Below are 17,612 nucleotides of genomic sequence, written 5' to 3'. Positions count from 1 at the left end.
CCCCGTTCCAGATCAACGGCACACCGTCGGCGGCCGCGCCTATCGCATCGGTCGTACTCATTTGGCTCCTACGGTTGGACGATGACGTCGAGCAAGAACGTCTGTCCGGACGCGACGGCTTCGAGGGCGCGCTTCACCGCCCCGGCCAGCTCGTCGGGTTTCTGCACGCGTTCACCCGTGCCGCCGTAGGCTTCGGCCTGCTTCACGTAGTCGGGCATTGGCTCAATGACGTTGCCGACGAAGTTCGCTTCGCGGACCGCGGCGCTATCGGGGTAGTACTTGAGGAGATTCCGGGTCTGGGATGCGTACTGCCGGTTGTTGCACAGCACGATGAACAGCGGGGCGCCGTGTTCCTCTGCGAATCCGAGGGCAGCCGGAACGGGATTGTAGTGCCACGCCCCGTCGCCGACGATGCAGACGACCGGCTGACCGGGGCGCGCCAGTTTGACGCCGAGCGCGGTGCCCAGCCCGGTGCCCAGCGCCCCGGCCCATCCGCGATACTGCTGGAAAGGCTTGCGGGCGTATAGGAACTGAATCATCTGCGGCACTTGAGACGTGATCTCATCGACACAGATCGCGTCCTCGGGCAGCGCATCGTGCAACGCGCCGAACAAGCTGGTTGCTGGCACGAAATCGGTTGCCTGCGAGGCCAATTGGCGGGCCTCTTCGATGCCGTGGGCGCGGATGCTCTGCGTAAAGCCGGCCCACCGCTCGCCGGCCTCGACCCGTGCAGCCGACCGCGTTCGCAGATTGGACGCGAGGCCAGCCAGGTTGAGCGAGAGGTCGCCCGCGACCGCCTCGGTGGTGGGGTATCCCCAGTAGGCGGCTCGCGGGCGCAGCGGGTCTTGCTCGAGGTGGATGACGGCGCATCCTGGGCGTAACACCGCATTTGGCGGGTGCCATAGTCCGTTGCAGCCGGCCAGGAGTACGGCGTCGGCTTCGCCCAACACCGCTTCCACCGGCCCCGCCCCGTACAGCGGATGCGACCGCGGGAAGTTGTGATAGGCGGGATTCCAGAATTCGAATACGGGCGCCGACAGTGCCTCGGCAATTTCTTTTAGGGCGTTGCGGTCAGCGTCGGTGCGCCCGCCGTGTTCGGTGATGATGACGGGATTGGTGGCGCCCACGAGAATTTCGGCCACTCGGTCGATATGTTCTGGTGTCGCGACAATCGGTGCCGGGGAAACCCAGGCGGGGACTTCAGGGTGACCGTCGGCCATCAACAACTGAAATGGAACCTCGAGCAACGTTGGTCCCGTTGGGACGGACTCGGCGATGAAGCAGGCGCGCCGGAGTTCATGAACCAGATCCGAAGGCGTGCGTGCGCGCTTCGCCCACTTGACGACGACTTCGCCATGGCGGGCCGGGCCAGCATGGTCAGTGAGCAGTGAGGGCCATTCGGCACCAGGATCCCCGTCGGGGTCATCGCCATAGCTCAGCGTGTCGGGCGACAGCACCGTCATCGGTGTGCGCTCCTGCAGCGCGGTGCTCAGCGCCATCGACGCGTTTTGAACTCCCAGTGATGTCGGCAAGAAGACGATCTGGCTTCGGCCGGTGGCCTTGTAGTAGCCCGATGCCAGGCTTACCGCAAGCAACTCATGACGACATCGGAAGTAGCGCAGCGTCATGTCATCGGCCCGCCGGGCAAGCGCTTCCCACACCGGCGCCATCACGGCGATGGGAGAGGCGAAAATGCAGTCCACGCCCTGAGATTGCAGCTGCGCCAGTAATACTTCCGCGCCGTTCTTGGCCGCATCTCCCGTCACACTTGTGACGTTAAGAAGCGACGGGGGCCACGGCCAGCCCGTGCCCACTCAGTGGGTTTTCCCGCCGGTCACCCTTTCACGGCGTGCGAAGGAGGCTGACGATGCGGGTCCCGGTCGCCCTGGTGGCAGCCAGCAGTCCGAGCGGAGGGCGCCGTTGGGCGATGACAGTCGACACGGCTGCCGCCGCATTGCCGCCGAGAGGAATCGCTACGGCAACACAGCTGAGATTCGCGTGTACGCCGCCGGCATCCACTATTGGTGCGGCACGGCCTAATTCGGCATAGGCGCGCGCCGCCGCGGTGCCCGACGGTACCTTGGCTCCGGGTTCGGCTGTGAATCCCACCGGTACGCGGGCGTCCACCGCGTCCAGGAACACCGGTTCCCCGCCGATCACCGCAGACAACTGAACCGCAGCCCCCGTGGCGGTCGCGAGTTCGGCGATCGGTCGCCGGGCGACCACGCGCAATTGCCGCTCCGGGCTCACCCGCGAACCCAACCCCAACAAGCTCGCGCCGAGTCGGTAGCGGGTACCGTCACGCCTGACCGCCCCGACGGCGATCAACTGCTGCAGCAGTCGACGGACCGTCTCCCGCGGGATCCCGCTCGCATTCGCCAACTCAAGCAGCCGCACCGGTTCCAACGCACCCACGTGTTCCAGCAGTTCAAATGCGCTCTCGATGACGCCGCGACCGTCGTGGCGAAACGAGCCGCCCGTCGCGCCCGCATGCCTACCCCCGGCCATAGGCTCGGTCATCCGATCCGTTTCGGACTGGCCCACCATCGACTCCTTTAGCCTGCCGTTGCCGGCAACGAGATCACGCCCCGTAATAGCAACGCACGAACACGTCCGATCTATGCCGAGTGCCGAGAAACCAATATCTGTTTGTCTGGCCAGGTAGTCAGTTAACGCAGGGCGGCTCAGCAGACCACGAAGGCAAGCTATTTGGTGTTGTTGTACTTGGTGATCGCGTCGTCCAGCCGCTGCAGGGCGGCGCCGTAACCGGCGAAATCGCCCTTCTTCTGAGCGTCCTTGGCCGCGCCCAGCGCCGTCTGGATCTCTTGCAGCGCAGCGGCTTTGGCCGGAGACAGCGTCACCGACCCGTCCGCGACCGGCGGAACCGCCGCGGGCGGCGGCGACCCCGGTGGACCGGCCGGAGTGGGCGGCGTGACGGGCGGGGCCGCCTGCGGGCTGTTCCCGGCATCGGTCGGCTGAATGCCCGTCGCGGCCGCACCCGCGCCGGGACCGAACAACCCGGTCAGGGCGTCGCGCACCGTGGGCCCGTAGCCGATCTTGTCGTTGTACATCATCGCCACCCGGATCAGCCGCGGGTACGACGAGGCGGCGTCGCTGGCCCCCGGGGAGGCGTAGACGGGTTCGACATAGAGCAGGCCGCCCTGGCCCACCGGCAGGGTGAGCAGGTTGCCCCAGCGGATCCGGTTCTGGTTGTCGCGCCCGATCACACCGAGGTCCTGGGACACCGCCGGGTCGGTGGTGATGGCGTTGTTCGCCAGTTTCGGCCCGTTGACCTGACCCGGGATGGTCAGCACGGTGATCCTGCCGTAGGTCGCCGGGTCGGAGCTGGCGCTGATGTAGGCGGCCAGGTAGTCGCGCTTGAACCTGTTCATCGCGCTCGTCAACTGATATGACGACGAATTGTCGTTCTTCGCAATGTTTTTCGCGACGATGTAATAGGGCGGCTGGTAGCTGCTGGCGGTCGGGTTGGGGTCCAGCGGCACGTCCCAGAAGTCGGACGTGGAGAAGAACGTCACCGGGTCGTTGACGTGATACTTGGCCAGCAACATCCGCTGCACCTTGAACAGGTCCTCGGGATAGCGCAGATGCTCGGCGAGTTCGGGGGTGATGTCGCTCTTCGGCTTGACCGTACCGGGGAAGACCTGCATCCACGCCTTGAGCACCGGGTCCTGCTCGTCCTGCTGGTACAGCGTCACGGTCCCGTCATAGGCATCCACCGTGGCCTTGACCGAGTTGCGGATGTAAGAGACGTCCTTGTTGGGCGCCAGCTTGTTGAACGCCACCTCGTTCGAGTCGGCGGTCGCCGATTCCAGCGAGGTCAGTTCGGAGTACGGGTAGTTGTCCAGGGTGGTGTAGCCGTCGATGATCCACACCAGTCGCTTGTTGACGATCGCCGGGTACACGGAGCTGTCGGTGGTCAGCCACGGCGCCACCGCCTCCACCCGCCGCGCCGGGTCACGGTTGAACAGGATCCGGCTGTTGGAGCCGATCACGTTGGAGAACAAGAAGTTTCGCTCCGCGAACTTGGCGGCGAACACGCTGCGGGACAGCCAGTCCCCGACGGGCACGCCCCCCAACCCCGTGTAGGTGTAGTTCTTGGTCTCCGCACTGGTCTCGTAGTCGTATTCGCGGTCGGCACCGTTGCGGCCGACGATCGCGTAGTCGGCGGACGCGCTGGAGATGACCGGGCCGTAGTAGATGCGCGGCTGGTCCAGCGGCGCCGGGCCGTCGGAAACCACGTTGCCGTTGGCGCCGACGACGTTGACCAAAAACTCGGGGTAGCCACCGTTTTGGTTGGGGTCGTTGGCGACGCCGCGCACCGTGTTGGCCGGTGACGCGATGAAGCCGTTGCCGTGCGTGTAGACGCTGTGCCGGTTGATCCAGTCCCGCTGGTTCTCGATCAGCCGGTCGGGATTGAGTTCGCGGGCCGCGACGACATAGTCGCGCAGCGCGCCGGTGCGGTCCACGTAGCGGTCGATGGACAACTGGTCGGGGAAGTAGTAGAAGTTCTTGCCCTGCTGGAACTGGGTGAACGCCGGGCTGACGATGGTCGGGTCGAGCAACCGGATGTTGGAGGTGGTCGCCCGGTCGTCGGCCACCTGCTGCGCGGTGGCCTGCGTGTCACCGGAGTACGTGCGATAGCTGACCACGTCCGAAGTCAGCCCGTACGCCTGCCGGGTCGCCGTGATGCTGCGCCCGATGTATTCGCTTTCCTTCTGCGCGGCATTGGGTTTGACGCTGATCTGCTCGACGATCAACGGCCACCCGGCACCCACGATCAACGACGACAGCAACAACAACACCAGGCCGATGGCGGGGATCCGCAGGTCTTTCAGCACCACCGCGGAGAACACCGCGGCCGCGCAGATCAGCGCGATCGCCATGAGGATCAGCTTGGCCGGCAGCACCGCGTTGATGTCGGTGTACCCGGCGCCGGTGAACGGCTTACCGCCGCGGGTGTGCGACAGCAACTCGTAGCGGTCCAGCCAGTACGCGACCGCCTTGAGCACCACCAGGAGCCCCACCAAGGTGACCAGCTGGATGCGGGCCGAACGGCTCAGCGCGCCGGTGCGGCCCGAGAGCCGGATCCCGCCAAAGATGTAGTGCGCCAACACGTTGGCCACGAACGCCAGGAACACGGCCACGAACAGGTAGCTGAGCAGCAGCCGGTAGAACGGCAGGTCGAACGCGTAGAAGCCGAGGTCCTTGCCGAACTGCGGGTCCCGGATGCCGAAGTCGCCGCCGTGCATGAACAATTGGATGCGCACCCAATAGCTTTGCGCGATGATGCCGGCCAGCAGGCCGATCGCGACCGGCACCCCGATCCCCACCAGCCGCAGCCGGGAGAGGACGACCGCGCGATACCGGGCCACCGGATCGTTGTCACTGCTCGGCACGAACACCGGGCGGGTCCGATAGGCCACCGCGAGACCGGCGAACACGATCCCGCCCACCAGCAGGCCGGCCACCAGAAAGACCACGAACCGGGTGACCAGCACGGTCGTGAACACCGAGCGGTAGCCCAGCTCACCGAACCACAGCCAGTCCACGTACGCATCGATCAGCCGCGGTCCGGCGAGCAGCAAAGCGATCACACCCAGTGCGATCAGGATCAGAATCCGGCTACGCCGAGTCAGCTTCGGCATCCGTGCGGTGGGCCGCATCCCCACTGGCTACGCTCCCTGCTCGATTGATCGACGGTGACAACTCTACGCATCGCGCGGCCCGCGATCCCGGCCGAGCTTCAGCAGCTTGGTGCCTGGCCCCCCGACGCGACCGCGTGCAGCGCGTCGACCGCCTGGCTGAGCGTCTCGACCTTCACCAGGCGCAGCCCGGACGGGTTGTCCGAGTTCGCCTCGTAGCAGTTTTTGGCCGGCACCAAGAACACGGTGGCGCCCGCCGCGTGCGCGGCGACCATCTTGTGCGTGATGCCGCCGATCTGGCCCACCTTCCCGTCCGCCGAGATGGTGCCGGTTCCCGCGATGAACTTCGACCCGGTCAGGTCACCGGTGGTCAGCTTGTCGACCACCGCCAGGCTGAACATCAGGCCCGCCGACGGCCCGCCCACGTTGGCGAGGTTGAAGTCGACGACGAAGGGCGCCCAGGGCGCGGTGAGTACGGCGACGCCCAGGAAGCCGTAGTCGCGATCCTTGTTCGCGCCCAGCGTAATTTGCGCGACGCCGGCCGGCTCGTTCTTGCGTCGGTAATCGATGGTCACGGTTTGGCCGGGTTTGGTGCTCTTCAGCAATCCCGTGAACTGGTCGACGTCGGCCACCGGGGTGCCGTTGACCGCGTCGATGGCGTCGCCGGCCTTCAGCTTGCCCGCCGACGGACCCGGATCGGTGACCCTGGCGACCGTCACCGCGGCGGGGTACTTCAGATATCCCAGGGCGGCGTACTCCGCGCTGTCCTCGGAGTCCTTGAAGTCCGCATTGTTGGCTTTGTCGACCTCGTCCCGCGACTTGCCCGGCGGGTAGATCAGGTCGCGCGGAACCAGCTGTTCCTGACCCGAGAGCCACAGTGTCAGCGCTTCGCCCAGCGTCAGCTCGTCGCGCTGGGACACCGTGGTCATGTTCAGGTGTCCCGTGGTCGGATGCGTCTGGGTGCCCTCGATCGCCACGACCTGCTTGCCGTCGACCTCACCGAGCGTGTCGAAGGTGGGACCGGGGCCCAGCGAGACGAACGGCACCGTCACCACCGCGAGCAGCACACCGAAGACCAGGATCGGCACCAGCGCGACCATCAAGGTCAGAATCCGCCTGTTCACGCCGATTACACTAGACGGAGCCCGCCGCGCCGGGTTCAGCCACAAGCTGACCCGAGATCGCCCACCCCGTTCCGGTGGTGAGTACCGTTAACGGTATGGCTGACCTGCCTTTCGGCTTCTCCTCTGGAGAAGACCCCGACAAACCCGGGAAGAAAGATCCCAATTCGGGCTCTGGCGGCTCCGATCCGTTCGGCGCATTCGGCATGGGCGGCGAGTTCGGCATGGGCGACCTGGGACAGATCTTCACCCAGCTGGGTCAGATGCTCAGCGGCGCGGGCGCCGGGATGGCCGGCGGCGGACAGTCGGGCCCGGTCAACTACGAACTGGCGCGCCGGGTGGCGACCAACTCGATCGGGTTCGTGGCGCCGATCCCGGCCACGACACACTCGGCGATCGCCGACGCGGTGCATCTCGCCGAGACCTGGCTGGACGGCGCCACGGCGCTGCCCGCCGGCACCACCAAGGCGGTGGGCTGGACCCCGGCCGACTGGGTGGACAACAGCCTGGAAACCTGGAAGCGGTTGTGTGACCCGATGGCACAACAGATTTCGACGGTGTGGGCGTCGTCGCTGCCCGAGGAGGCCAAGAGCATGGCCGGCCCGCTGATGGCGATGATGTCGCAGATGGGCGGCATGGCCTTCGGCTCCCAGCTGGGGCAGGCGCTGGGCCGGTTGTCCCGCGAGGTGCTGACGTCGACCGAGATCGGTCTGCCGTTGGGGCCCAAGGGCGTTGCCGCGATCCTGCCCGATGCCCTGGAGTCGTTCGCCGCGGGACTCGAGCAGCCCCGCAGTGAGATCCTGACGTTCCTCGCCGCCCGCGAGGCCGCCCACCACCGGCTGTTCAGCCACGTGCCGTGGCTGTCGAGCCAGGTGCTGGGCGCCGTGGAGGCCTACGCGATGGGCATGCAGATCGACATGAGCGGAATCGAGGAGCTGGCCCGCGACTTCAACCCGGCAACACTGTCCGACCCGGCGGCCATCGAAAACCTCTTGGGGCAGGGCGTTTTCGAGCCCAAGGCGACCCCCGCGCAGACGCAGGCGCTGGAACGCCTCGAGACGCTGCTCGCGTTGATCGAGGGCTGGGTGCAGGTGGTGGTGAACGCGGCCCTGGGCGACCGGATTCCAGGGGCGGCCGCGCTCGGGGAGACGCTGCGCCGCCGCCGCGCCACCGGCGGCCCGGCCGAGCAGACGTTCGCCACGCTGGTGGGGCTGGAGCTGCGGCCCCGCAAGATGCGCGAAGCCGCCGCGTTGTGGGAGCGCCTCACCGAGGCCGCCGGCGTGGACGCCCGCGACGCCATCTGGCAACACCCCGATCTGCTGCCCGACGCCGAGGACCTCGACGACCCGGCCGGCTTCATCGACCGGGTGATCGGCGGCGACACCAGCGGCATCGACGAGGCGATCGCCAAACTCGAGGAGAACCCGGAGGACCCGGGCGCCGGTCCTGTGGACAACTGACGTAGCCGGTCGCCGCCGGCGTGCCACAGTGCACCCGTGTCACCGGCCGTCCTTTCTACCTATGCGCTGGACCCGGCCATGCCGGTGCTGCTGCGGCCCGACGGCGCCGTTCAGGTCGGTTGGGATCCCCGCCGCGCCGTGCTGGTGCGTCCGCCGGGCGGCCTGGCCGCGCCGGAGCTGGCCGCGCTGCTGCGGTCCATGCGATCACCGACTCCGCTATCGGAGCTACAGCGCCGGGGCGCCGACCGCGGCCTGCGGGACGCGGACGGGTTGACGGACTTGGTTGCCCAGTTGGTCGGTGCGGGCGTCGCGACGGAATGCGCGAAGTCCCGCGGCCGGGCGCCGTCCATCCGGATCCACGGCCGCGGCCCGCTTTCGGAACTGCTGGTCGAGGCGTTGCGCTGCTCGGGCGCCCGGGTCGCCCACAGCAGCCAGCCGCATGCCGCCGTGTCGGGCACCGCCGTCGACCTGGTGGTGCTGTCCGATTACCTGGTCGCCGACCCCCGCATGGTCCGCGAGCTGCACACGCAGGCCGTCCCCCACCTGCCGGTGCGGGTCCGCGACGGCGTCGGCCTGGTCGGTCCGCTGGTCATCCCCGGCACGACCAGCTGCCTGGGCTGCGCCGACCTCCATCGGCGCGACCGGGACGCGGCGTGGCCGGCCATCTCGGCGCAGCTGCGCGAAACCGTCGGTGTGGCCGACCGGGCCACGTTGCTGGCGACCGCCGCGTTGGCGCTCAGCCAGGTGAACCGGGTGATCGCGGCGGTTCGCAAGCAGCGGACGGTGCCCGACCCGGGTCCGCCCCAGACGCTGAACGCCACGCTGGAATTCGACCTCAACGCCGGCGCGATCGTCGCACGGCAATGGACCCGACATCCGTTGTGCCCGTGCTGACGCGGGTGGTCAGCCCAGCCGGCCCTGGTCCGGGACGTTCGTCGACACCGCCTCGTAGGCCGTCGCGAGCTGGTGCAGGATCTCCGCGCTCAAGGTGCGATCGGTCCGATGTTTGTCCAGGGTTTCGATGATCGCCCTGAACAAGGAGTCGGCGGCGTCGTGCTGCGATTGCTTTGCTGCCATGGTCTGGTCGATACCGCCCTTCGGATCTGCCTTCCGGTGAGTCGCCCAGTGCAACCCGCACGGTCAAACCTAGGGCGCGGCGCCGCCGGGTGCCCGGCGATAAGTGTTGTGAAGATCAAGCGCGAGCGGGACCGGCCGTCATGGATGATGGATACGTGGCAGACATCAAACGCGGCCGCGCGGCGCGGAACGCGAAGCTGGCCAGCATCCCGGTCGGCTTCGCCGGCCGGGCGGCGCTCGGCTTCGGTAAGCGGCTGACCGGCAAGTCGAGGGACGAAGTCCAGGCCGAGCTGATGGAGAAAGCCGCCAACCAGCTGTTCACCGTCCTGGGCGAGCTCAAGGGCGGGGCGATGAAGGTGGGTCAGGCCTTGTCGGTGATGGAGGCCGCCATCCCGGACGAGTACGGCGAGCCCTACCGCGAGGCGTTGACCAAGCTGCAGAAGGACGCGCCGCCGCTGCCCGCGCACAAGGTGCACCGGGTGCTCGACGCCCAGCTGGGCACCAAGTGGCGCGAGCGGTTCGAATCCTTCGACGACAAACCCATTGCGTCGGCCAGCATCGGGCAAGTGCACAAGGCGGTCTGGGCCGACGGGCGCGCCGTCGCCGTCAAGATCCAATACCCGGGCGCGGACGAGGCGCTGCGCGCCGACCTGAAAACCATGCAGCGGCTGGTCGGCGTGGTCAAGCAGCTCGCGCCCGGCGCCGACGTCCAGGGCATCGTCGACGAGCTGATCGAGCGCACCGAGATGGAGCTCGACTACCGGCTGGAGGCGGACAACCAGCGCGCCTTCGCCAAGGCCTACGAGGGCCACCCGCACTTCGTCATCCCGCACGTCGTGGCCAGCGCGCCCAAGGTCGTGGTGCAGGAGTGGATCGAGGGGTTGCCGCTGGCGGAGATCATCCGCAACGGGACCCGTGAGCAGCGCGACCTGATCGGCACCCGGCTGCTCGAGCTCACCTTCGACGCGCCGCGCCGGCTGGGGATGCTGCACGGCGACGCCCACCCGGGGAACTTCATGCTGCTCCCCGACGACCGGATGGGCGTCATCGACTTCGGCGCCGTCGCGCCCCTGCCCGGCGGCTACCCCATCGAGCTCGGGATGACGATTCGGCTGGCCCGCGACAAGAACTACGACCTGCTGTTGCCGACGATGGAGAAGGTCGGTTTCATCCAGAAGGGCCAGCAGGTGTCGGTGCGCGACATCGACGAAATGCTGCGCCAGTACGTCGAGCCCATCGAGGTCGACGTCTTCCACTACACGCGCAAGTGGCTGCAGCGCATGACGGTGGGCCAGATCGACCGGTCGGTGTCGCAGATCAAGACGGCCCGGCAGATGGACCTGCCGCCCAAGCTGGCCATCCCGATGCGTGTCATCGCGTCCGTGGCCGCGATCCTGTGCCAGCTGGACGCGCGGGTGCCGATCAAGCGGCTGTCCGAGGAGCTGATCCCGGGCTTCGCCGAGCCCGACAACGCAATCGTCTAGGCCGCGACCCCGCCTTTGCGGGGCCGTCCGCGCGGTCGTTTGAAGCTCAGGATCGCGCCTCGGTCGAGGATCTCGCCGCCCCACACACCCCAGGGCTCGGCCCGCTCCAGCGCCGACGCCAGGCACTGACGCCGGATCGGGCAGCCCGCGCAGAGGGCCTTGGCGCGCTCGAGGTCGGCCGGCGTCTCGGCGAACCACAGGTCGGGGTCGTTGCTGTGACACGGCAAGACCGGTGACGGCGGTCTTTGGACTGTCAGTGCCGACATGTCCTGCTCACCTGCTTCCTGGTCGGGGTTTCCTTTGAGTGATCCGGACCAGGGAGCGGGGCTGAAAACGTTGGAGCCCCAAAAACTGTGGCCACGGATCCTTGACTTCGGGTCCGTGGCCATTCGGTGAAAACCGGGGAGTTACGTGGCCATTCGGTGGACCTCGAGTCGCACGGACGCGTTCGTCGCGGCGGCGGCGGCGCGATGCTTCAACGCGGCCGCCGGCATAGCGGCATGCTTGAGCGCGGCCGCGGGGGCGGCCACGTCCACACCGAACGCATCGTTGATCATCGTGGCCACCCTCCTTCCGTTACGCCAGAACGCGGTTTCGAGGGTAGACGGTCGCCGCCCCGCGCCACAACCGATTTTCTGACCTGCGCCTTTACCGGTCAGCGGGCGCGCACCAGCCCCAGCACGTCGGGCCCGTACTGTTCCAGCTTGCGCGCGCCGATGCCGGGGATCGCGATCAGCGCGTCCTCGTCGCCGGGGCGCAGCTCGGCGATGGCGATCAGCGTGTTGTCGGTGAAGACGACATACGCGGGCACGTTCTGCTCCTTGGCCACGTCCAGCCGCCACGCCTTGAGCCGCAGCAGCAGCTCTTCGTCGACGTCGGCGGCGCACGTTTCACAGCGCCGGAGCATGACCGCCGCCGGGGTGGACAGGTCCTTGTTGCAGATGCGGCACCGCGCCGGGGCGCCGCGGTTGCGCCGGGCCTTGCCCGGGGCGGTGTCGTTGCGAGCTTGCGGTGCGATGCCGTTGAGAAATCGCGACGGCCTGCGGCCCTGCCGCCCGCCGGGGCTGCGGGCCAGCGCCCAGCTGAGCGCCAAATGAATTCGCGCCCTGGTGATTCCGACGTAGAGCAGCCGGCGCTCCTCCTCGACGGCCTCGCTTTCGGGGCCGTGCGCCAGCGCGTGTGAGATGGGCAGCGTGCCGTCGGCCAGCCCGACCAAGAACACCGCGTCCCACTCCAGGCCCTTGGCGGCGTGGAGCGAGGCCAGCGTGACGCCCTGCACCACCGGTGGGTGCCGCGCGTCGGCGCGCAGCCGGAGTTCGGCAAGCAGGCCCGGAAGCTCCAGCTGCGGGCGCTGCGCCACCTCGTCGTCGACCAGCTCGGCCAGCGCGGTCAGCGCCTCCCAGCGCTCCCGGGCGCGGGCGCCGACGGGCGGCTCGGCGGTCAGCCCCAACGGTTCCAGGACCGCCCGCACGACCGCGGGCAGCGGGCCCGCCAGGCCATGTTCAGAGCCGCGCTCGGCGGCCCGCTGCAGCGCCAGTAACGCCTGTTTGATCTCCTGCCGGGTGAAGAACCCTTCACCGCCGCGGACCTGATAGGGGATGCTCGCCTCGGTCAGCGCCTCCTCGTAGGCCTCGGACTGCGCGTTGACCCGGTACAGCACGGCGATCTCCGACGGCGGCGTGCCCGCCTCGATCAGCCGGGCGATCGAGGCGGCGACCGCGGCGGCCTCGGCCGGTTCGTCGGAATATTCGTGGAACGACGGCGCCGGACCCGGCGGACGCTGCCCCAACAGGTGCAGCTTGCTGCCGGCGACCCGGCCGCGAGCCGCGGCGATCACCTGGTTGGCCAGCGACACCACCTGCGGGGTCGAGCGGTAGTCGCGCTCGAGGCGAACCACGGTCGCGTCGGGATACCGCCGCGAAAAGTCGAGCAGAAACCGCGGCGAGGCGCCGGTGAACGAGTAGATGGTCTGGTTGGCGTCGCCGACGACGGTCAGGTCGTCCCGGTCGCCCAGCCACGCCGTCAGCACCCGCTGCTGCAGCGGCGTGACGTCCTGGTATTCGTCGACGACGAAGCAGCGGTAGCGGCCCCGGAATTCGTCGGCCACGGCGGCATCGTTTTCGATCGCGGCCGCGGTGTGCAGCAGCAGGTCGTCGAAATCGAGCAGCGTCACCGACTCGTCGCGGACCTTGAGCGCCTCGTAGGCGGCGTACACGGTCGCGACGCGGGCGGCGTCCAGCGGGATGTCCCGCCCCGCCTCGGCGACGGCGGCGGGGTACTCCTCGGGGCCGATCAGCGACGCCTTGGCCCACTCGATCTCCCCCGCCAGGTCGCGGACGTCATCGGTGCTGGCGTTGATCCGGGAGCGGCTGGCCGCCCGCGCCACCACGGCGAACTTGGTGTCCATCAGCTGCCAGCCGGTGTCGCCGACCACCCGCGGCCAGAAATACCGCAGCTGCCGGTGGGCCGCGGCGTGAAATGTCAGGGCCTGCACCCCGCCGACGCCGGTGTCCGTGCCCGCGGCGGCGTCCAGCGTCCGCAACCGGGAACGCATCTCCCCCGCCGCACGCTGGGTGAAGGTGACCGCCAGCACCTGCCCGGCCGCCACGTGACCGTTCGCCACCAGCTGCGCGATTCGGTGCGTGATGGTGCGGGTCTTGCCCGTCCCGGCACCCGCGAGCACGCAGACCGGTCCGCGCGGAGCCAGCACGGCCTCGCGCTGCTCGTCGTCCAGTCCGGCGGTCAAGGCGTCGGCGACCATCGGCATGGCGTCCATCTTGACAGCGGTCGCCGACAAAGCGTGGCCCCGCACGGCGCGCGTCGGCGAGTCGCCGCGACGCGCCGGTATCTGTACCGCGGTCGCGGCGCGGAACATGTTGTCCCCGGGCTACGTTAACGAGCTATGACCAACGCCCCGCTCACCGTCTACACGACTTCATGGTGCGGCTACTGCCACCGCCTGATGACCGTGTTGAAGTCCAACGGAATCGCTTATCAGGCGGTCGACATCGAAGACGACCCCGCGGCGGCGGAGTTCGTCGGTTCGGTCAACGGCGGCAACAGGACGGTTCCGACGGTGAAGTTCGCCGACGGGTCGACGCTGACCAACCCGAGCGCGGCCGAGGTCAAGGCCAAGCTGGCCGAAACCGGCGCCTAGCGGCGGCGGGTCAGTCGAGCGCGGCCCAGGATTCGATGATCACGCGGGCGATCGAGATCGACCCGGGCAGCAACAGTTTCGAGTCCGCCGAGCTGGACCAGTCGCCGACCGCCAGCGCCGCGCGCACCTCGTCGCGGGTGAACCACGCCGCCTCGGCGATTTCGCCGTCGTTGAACGAGAAGTCCTCACCCGGGTGCGCGACCGCGTGGAAGCCGACCATCAGCGAGCGCGGGAACGGCCACGGCTGGCTGCCCAGGTAGCGCACGTCGCGCACCGTGAGGCCGATCTCCTCGCGGATCTCGCGCGCGACGCAGACTTCGAACGACTCGCCGGCCTCGACGAATCCGGCCAGCAGCGAGAACATCCGCTCCGGCCACACCGCCTGGCGGGCCAGCACCGCGCGGTCGCCGCCGTCGTGGACCAGGCAGATCACCGCAGGGTCGATGCGCGGGAACTCCTCGTGGCCGGTGACCGGGTTGACCCGCGCCCAGCCCGCCCGGGCCGGTCGCGTCGGCGAGCCGTCCACCGAGCTGAACCGCGCGCTGTCATGCCAATTGAGCAGCGCGACGGCGGACGACACCAGCTGACTGCTGGTGTCGTCGAGGATCGCGCCGAGGCCGCGCAGGTTCACCACCTCGGCGCGCACATCCGGGTCCTCCGGCGCCTCGAGCGCGCCCCGGATGGCCCACACGTGGCGGTCGTCGTCCAGGCGGCCGAGGAACACCGCTTCCGGCGGCGGCTTGTCGGCCAGCTTGGCCGCGGCGCCGAGCACCACGCGGCCGTCGGCGATGAGCACCTGGCTGCGCGAGTCCACCCGCAGCAGCGCGGCGTCCGCCCAACCCGCGGTGGCCGCTTCGACGTCGGTGCGCAGCTGGTCGGCCCGGTCGGCGCCGACACGCGACAGCAGCGGGACGTTCCGCAGCTGGAAGTCCCCAATGCCCACTACTGCCCCGTTTCGTGGCGATCCGCCGCGACCGGCGCCGCCGCTCTTGCGATCGCCACTAGTGCCCCGCCTGGCGGATATACAACAGCCGGTCGTTGGCCTCGACGGCATCCACCTCGGGTGCGCCGATGCGCAGCAGGTGGCCGTCGCGCACCACGCCCAGCACGATGTCGCGCAGATGCCGTGGGGAGCCGCCGACCTCGGTGGGCTCCACCTCGCGCTCGGCGATGGCCAGCCCGAAATCGGGTGTCAGCAGGTCTTCGATCATCTCCACGACGCTGGGCGTGGTGGTGGCAAGCCCCAGCAGCCGCCCGGCGGTCGCCGAGGAGACCACCACCGAGTCCGCGCCCGATTGCTGCAGCAGGTGCTGGTTTTCGGCCTCCCGGATCGACGCCACGATCTTGGCGTTGGGCGCGATCTCCCGCGCGGTCAGGGTGACCAGCACCGCGGTGTCGTCGCGGCTGGTGGCCACGATGATCGAGGCCGCGTGTTGCGCGCCGGCCAGCCGCAGCACGTCGGCCTTGGTCGCGTCGCCGTGCACGGTGACCAGGCCCGCGCTGGCGGCGTGTTCGAGGGTGGTGCGGTCCGTGTCGACGACGACGACCTCCCCCTGGGCCGCCTCGTCGCCGAGGATCGCGGCGACGGCGGTTTTGCCCTTGGTGCCGTAGCCGATCACGATCGTGTGGTTGCGCACTCTGCTCCTCCAACGCTGAATCTTCCACCCTTGGCGGGACCGCTCGGAGAGGACTTCGAGGGTCGTGCCGACCAAGACGGCCAGGAACGCGATCCGCAGCGCGGTAAAAATCAGCGTGTGAACCAAACGCGCGGTTTCGGTGTAGGGGGTGATGTCGCCGTAACCGGTCGTCGACAGTGACACCGCGGAGAAGTACACGGCGTCCAGGAAGGTCAGCGGCTGGCCCCGGACGTCGCGGTACCCGTTCCGGTCCGCGTACACGATGACGGCCGCGGCGAACAACACCACCAGCGCGATGACCACGCGGCGGGTGATCACACGGATGGGGCTGGCGTGCTCCTCGGGGATGCGCACCACGCCGACCAACTGGTGGCCCCGCTGCGCGGTCAGCGCTTCATCCAGACCGGTCAGTTGCCGGGACCTACCGTTGCGCACGGCGGTCCGTTATCGGCTCAACGCCCGCGCAGGAGTCACGCACGACTCAATGTAACCACGAGCGCGGCCACGGTACCCGGGCAGCGCAAAGTCAGCCGACGGCGGGCTCGGCCAGCAGGCCGGCCAGGTCAGCGGGGGCGGGCAGATCGTCGGGAGCGACCGTGGTGCGGGCGCGCACGTAATAGAACGCCGTCCGTACCGACGATTCCGGAACACCGGACAGGGCGGCCCACGCCAGGCGGTAGACGGCGAGCTGGACGGCGGCCTGGCGCATGGCTTCCGGCCCGTGCGGCGGCTCGCCGGTCTTCCAGTCCACGACCGTCGTGCCGCCGTCGGGGTCGGCGAACACCGCGTCAATTCGGCCGCGCACCAGGGTGTCGCCGATGGGCATCTCGAACGGCACCTCGACCGCGATGGGAGTGCGGGTCGCCCAGGGCGATTCGGTGAATGCCGCCTGCAACGCGGCCAGCCCCCGGGTGTCGCCCACGTCGGAGTCCGCCGCGCCCGGCAGGTCCGCGAGATCGAAGAGACACTCGGCGCCGTAGAACTGCTGAACCCAGGCGTGAAAGGCGTTGCCCAGCAACGCATGCGGGTCCGGGCGGGTGGGCAGCCGGTGCCGGAGCCGCTGCGCGGCGGCCGCGGGGTCCCGCGCCAGTTCCACCAGGCCGCTGACCGACAACTGACTCGGCAGTGCGCCGGTGGACGGTTCGACCAACCGCGCCCGCTCGGCAAGTAACGCGTCGACGTCGGCCGCCCACCCCTCGATATCGGCCCCGACACCGCCCTCGCCGCCCGACATCGCCCGGGTCACCAACGCGGCACCGCGCTCGACGTCACCGCGCCGGGTCAACGGGTCGGCGGGCCAGACCGCCTCGACGACGTTGTCGCGCAACGGGTTACGATCGCCGTCTGCCGGCGCGGGCGCCCATTGATCCACCTCGCCGCAGGGCGCGCCGGCCGCGGTCGAACGCTCGATGACCCCCTTGATCTCGCACAGGAAATCGGAGGGGCCACGCGGTTTGATGCCGGAGGCGCCCCAGTGGTGACCCGACACCAGCAGCGTGTCCTCGGCCCGGGTGACGGCGACGTAGAGCAGTCGGCGTTCCTCGTCGACGCGCCGCTGCTCGAGCTGGCGGCGATGCTCGGAAATCTTGTCGGACAATTGCTTTCGGTTGGTGACGTCGGAGGTGTCCAGCACCGGGATGCCCAGCGCGCCGGCCGAGGCACGGTCGCCCCTCAGCAGCGGCGGCAGCTCGGCCGCGTCGGTGAGCCAGCTGCTCCTGGACGCGGTCGAGGGAAAGGTTCCGCCCGACAGGTGTGCCACCGCCACCACCTGCCACTCCAGCCCCTTCGCGGAGTGCACCGTGAGCACCTGGACGCGGTCGCGCGCCGCTACCAACGGCGCGGGCGGCAAACCGTTCTCGACGGAGTCCGCCACGTCCAGGAACGCCAACAGGCCCGACACCGATGCCGCGGTGCGGCGGTCCGGCACGCCTGCGACGTCGGCTCGTTCGGCGTATCCCGCGACGACGTCGGCGAACGCGTCGAGGTGTTCGGTGCCGGCCCAGCCTCTGTCCG

General features: G+C 69.0%; 15 protein-coding genes. 4 read left to right on the top strand and 11 right to left on the bottom strand.

The features are described from left to right. Positions 1-68 precede the first annotated feature (68 nt). The 4 genes from A5697_RS17775 to A5697_RS17760 form a co-directional block, all read right to left on the bottom strand. A complete protein-coding gene (locus tag A5697_RS17775) occupies positions 69-1,814 on the bottom strand; it encodes a thiamine pyrophosphate-dependent enzyme (RefSeq protein WP_082953457.1) in 1,746 nt (581 codons plus the stop codon). 28 nt (positions 1,815-1,842) lie between these two features. Beyond that, positions 1,843-2,544 (bottom strand): helix-turn-helix domain-containing protein, encoded by a 702-nt coding sequence (locus A5697_RS17770; RefSeq protein ID WP_197501050.1) that lies wholly within the window; start codon positions 2,542-2,544, stop codon positions 1,843-1,845. A gap of 161 nt (positions 2,545-2,705) precedes the next feature. Next, complete coding sequence (locus A5697_RS17765; RefSeq protein WP_068011538.1) at positions 2,706-5,690, bottom strand: UPF0182 family protein; 2,985 nt, start codon at positions 5,688-5,690, stop codon at positions 2,706-2,708. Positions 5,691-5,764: 74 nt separating this feature from the next. After that, positions 5,765-6,787 carry a PDZ domain-containing protein gene (locus A5697_RS17760; protein ID WP_067945992.1) on the bottom strand — a complete coding sequence of 341 codons (1,023 nt, stop codon included), beginning with the start codon at positions 6,785-6,787 and terminating at the stop codon, positions 5,765-5,767. Between the two features lie 77 nt (positions 6,788-6,864). On the opposite strand from A5697_RS17760, the gene A5697_RS17755 reads away from it, so the two are divergent. Next, complete coding sequence (locus tag A5697_RS17755) at positions 6,865-8,244, top strand: zinc-dependent metalloprotease (RefSeq protein WP_197501049.1); 1,380 nt, start codon at positions 6,865-6,867, stop codon at positions 8,242-8,244. Positions 8,245-8,322: 78 nt separating this feature from the next. Continuing rightward, entirely contained in the window at positions 8,323-9,138 is an 816-nt protein-coding gene (locus A5697_RS17750; RefSeq protein WP_068011536.1) for a cyclodehydratase, read from the top strand. Positions 9,139-9,147: 9 nt separating this feature from the next. Here A5697_RS17750 and A5697_RS28125 read toward each other — a convergent pair whose 3' ends face one another. Further along, positions 9,148-9,321: a hypothetical protein gene (locus tag A5697_RS28125; protein ID WP_197501048.1), complete on the bottom strand. Its 174-nt coding sequence runs from the start codon at positions 9,319-9,321 to the stop codon at positions 9,148-9,150. Between the two features lie 140 nt (positions 9,322-9,461). Here A5697_RS28125 and A5697_RS17745 point away from each other — a divergent pair, with 140 nt between their 5' ends. Then, positions 9,462-10,805 (top strand): AarF/ABC1/UbiB kinase family protein, encoded by a 1,344-nt coding sequence (locus tag A5697_RS17745; RefSeq protein WP_068011535.1) that lies wholly within the window; start codon positions 9,462-9,464, stop codon positions 10,803-10,805. On the opposite strand, the gene A5697_RS17740 is transcribed toward A5697_RS17745, so the two are convergent. The 3 genes from A5697_RS17740 to A5697_RS17735 all read right to left on the bottom strand — a co-directional run bounded on the left by A5697_RS17740 (position 10,802) and on the right by A5697_RS17735 (position 13,572). Next, on the bottom strand, positions 10,802-11,071 hold the full coding sequence (locus A5697_RS17740) for a WhiB family transcriptional regulator (RefSeq protein WP_068011534.1): 270 nt from the start codon (positions 11,069-11,071) through the stop codon (positions 10,802-10,804). The genes A5697_RS17745 and A5697_RS17740 overlap by 4 nt on opposite strands. A gap of 141 nt (positions 11,072-11,212) precedes the next feature. Then, positions 11,213-11,362: a hypothetical protein gene (locus A5697_RS28120; protein WP_197501055.1), complete on the bottom strand. Its 150-nt coding sequence runs from the start codon at positions 11,360-11,362 to the stop codon at positions 11,213-11,215. A gap of 98 nt (positions 11,363-11,460) precedes the next feature. After that, positions 11,461-13,572, bottom strand: a complete 2,112-nt coding sequence (locus A5697_RS17735; RefSeq protein WP_197501053.1) for an ATP-dependent DNA helicase UvrD2 — start codon at positions 13,570-13,572, stop codon at positions 11,461-11,463. A gap of 135 nt (positions 13,573-13,707) precedes the next feature. Here A5697_RS17735 and mrx1 point away from each other — a divergent pair, with 135 nt between their 5' ends. Further along, the gene (mrx1, locus tag A5697_RS17730) at positions 13,708-13,962 is read left to right on the top strand and encodes a mycoredoxin Mrx1 (RefSeq protein ID WP_067945981.1); all 255 of its coding nucleotides are present in this window, start codon (positions 13,708-13,710) and stop codon (positions 13,960-13,962) included. 10 nt (positions 13,963-13,972) lie between these two features. Here the strand turns inward: mrx1 and nudC are convergent, their stop codons facing one another. From nudC to A5697_RS17715, 3 genes are all read right to left on the bottom strand, one after another. Further along, the gene (gene nudC, locus A5697_RS17725) at positions 13,973-14,905 is read right to left on the bottom strand and encodes an NAD(+) diphosphatase (RefSeq protein WP_068011533.1); all 933 of its coding nucleotides are present in this window, start codon (positions 14,903-14,905) and stop codon (positions 13,973-13,975) included. A gap of 58 nt (positions 14,906-14,963) precedes the next feature. Beyond that, positions 14,964-16,034, bottom strand: coding sequence for a TrkA family potassium uptake protein (locus A5697_RS17720; protein ID WP_067945977.1), 1,071 nt, complete (start codon positions 16,032-16,034; stop codon positions 14,964-14,966). A 91-nt stretch (positions 16,035-16,125) separates the two neighbouring features. Beyond that, positions 16,126-17,612: 3'-5' exonuclease (locus tag A5697_RS17715; protein WP_197501047.1), on the bottom strand; the 1,487-nt coding region annotated here is incomplete at its 5' end.

It is taken from the genome of Mycobacterium sp. E3251 (genome assembly GCF_001666835.1).
GTDB lineage: Bacteria > Actinomycetota > Actinomycetes > Mycobacteriales > Mycobacteriaceae > Mycobacterium.
This window is presented reverse-complemented; position numbering and strand designations above follow the sequence as displayed.

Bases quoted from the DNA above. Each gene is read 5' to 3' on its own strand.
- A5697_RS17750 (WP_068011536.1), top strand. From the start codon at position 8,323: ATGCCGGTGCTGCTGCGGCCCGACGGCGCCGTTCAGGTCGGTTGGGAT.
- A5697_RS28120 (WP_197501055.1), bottom strand. From the start codon at position 11,362: ATGATCAACGATGCGTTCGGTGTGGACGTGGCCGCCCCCGCGGCCGCG.
- A5697_RS28125 (WP_197501048.1), bottom strand. From the start codon at position 9,321: ATGGCAGCAAAGCAATCGCAGCACGACGCCGCCGACTCCTTGTTCAGG.
- A5697_RS17740 (WP_068011534.1), bottom strand. From the start codon at position 11,071: ATGTCGGCACTGACAGTCCAAAGACCGCCGTCACCGGTCTTGCCGTGT.
- A5697_RS17745 (WP_068011535.1), top strand. From the start codon at position 9,462: ATGGATGATGGATACGTGGCAGACATCAAACGCGGCCGCGCGGCGCGG.
- mrx1 (WP_067945981.1), top strand. From the start codon at position 13,708: ATGACCAACGCCCCGCTCACCGTCTACACGACTTCATGGTGCGGCTAC.
- A5697_RS17735 (WP_197501053.1), bottom strand. From the start codon at position 13,572: ATGCCGATGGTCGCCGACGCCTTGACCGCCGGACTGGACGACGAGCAG.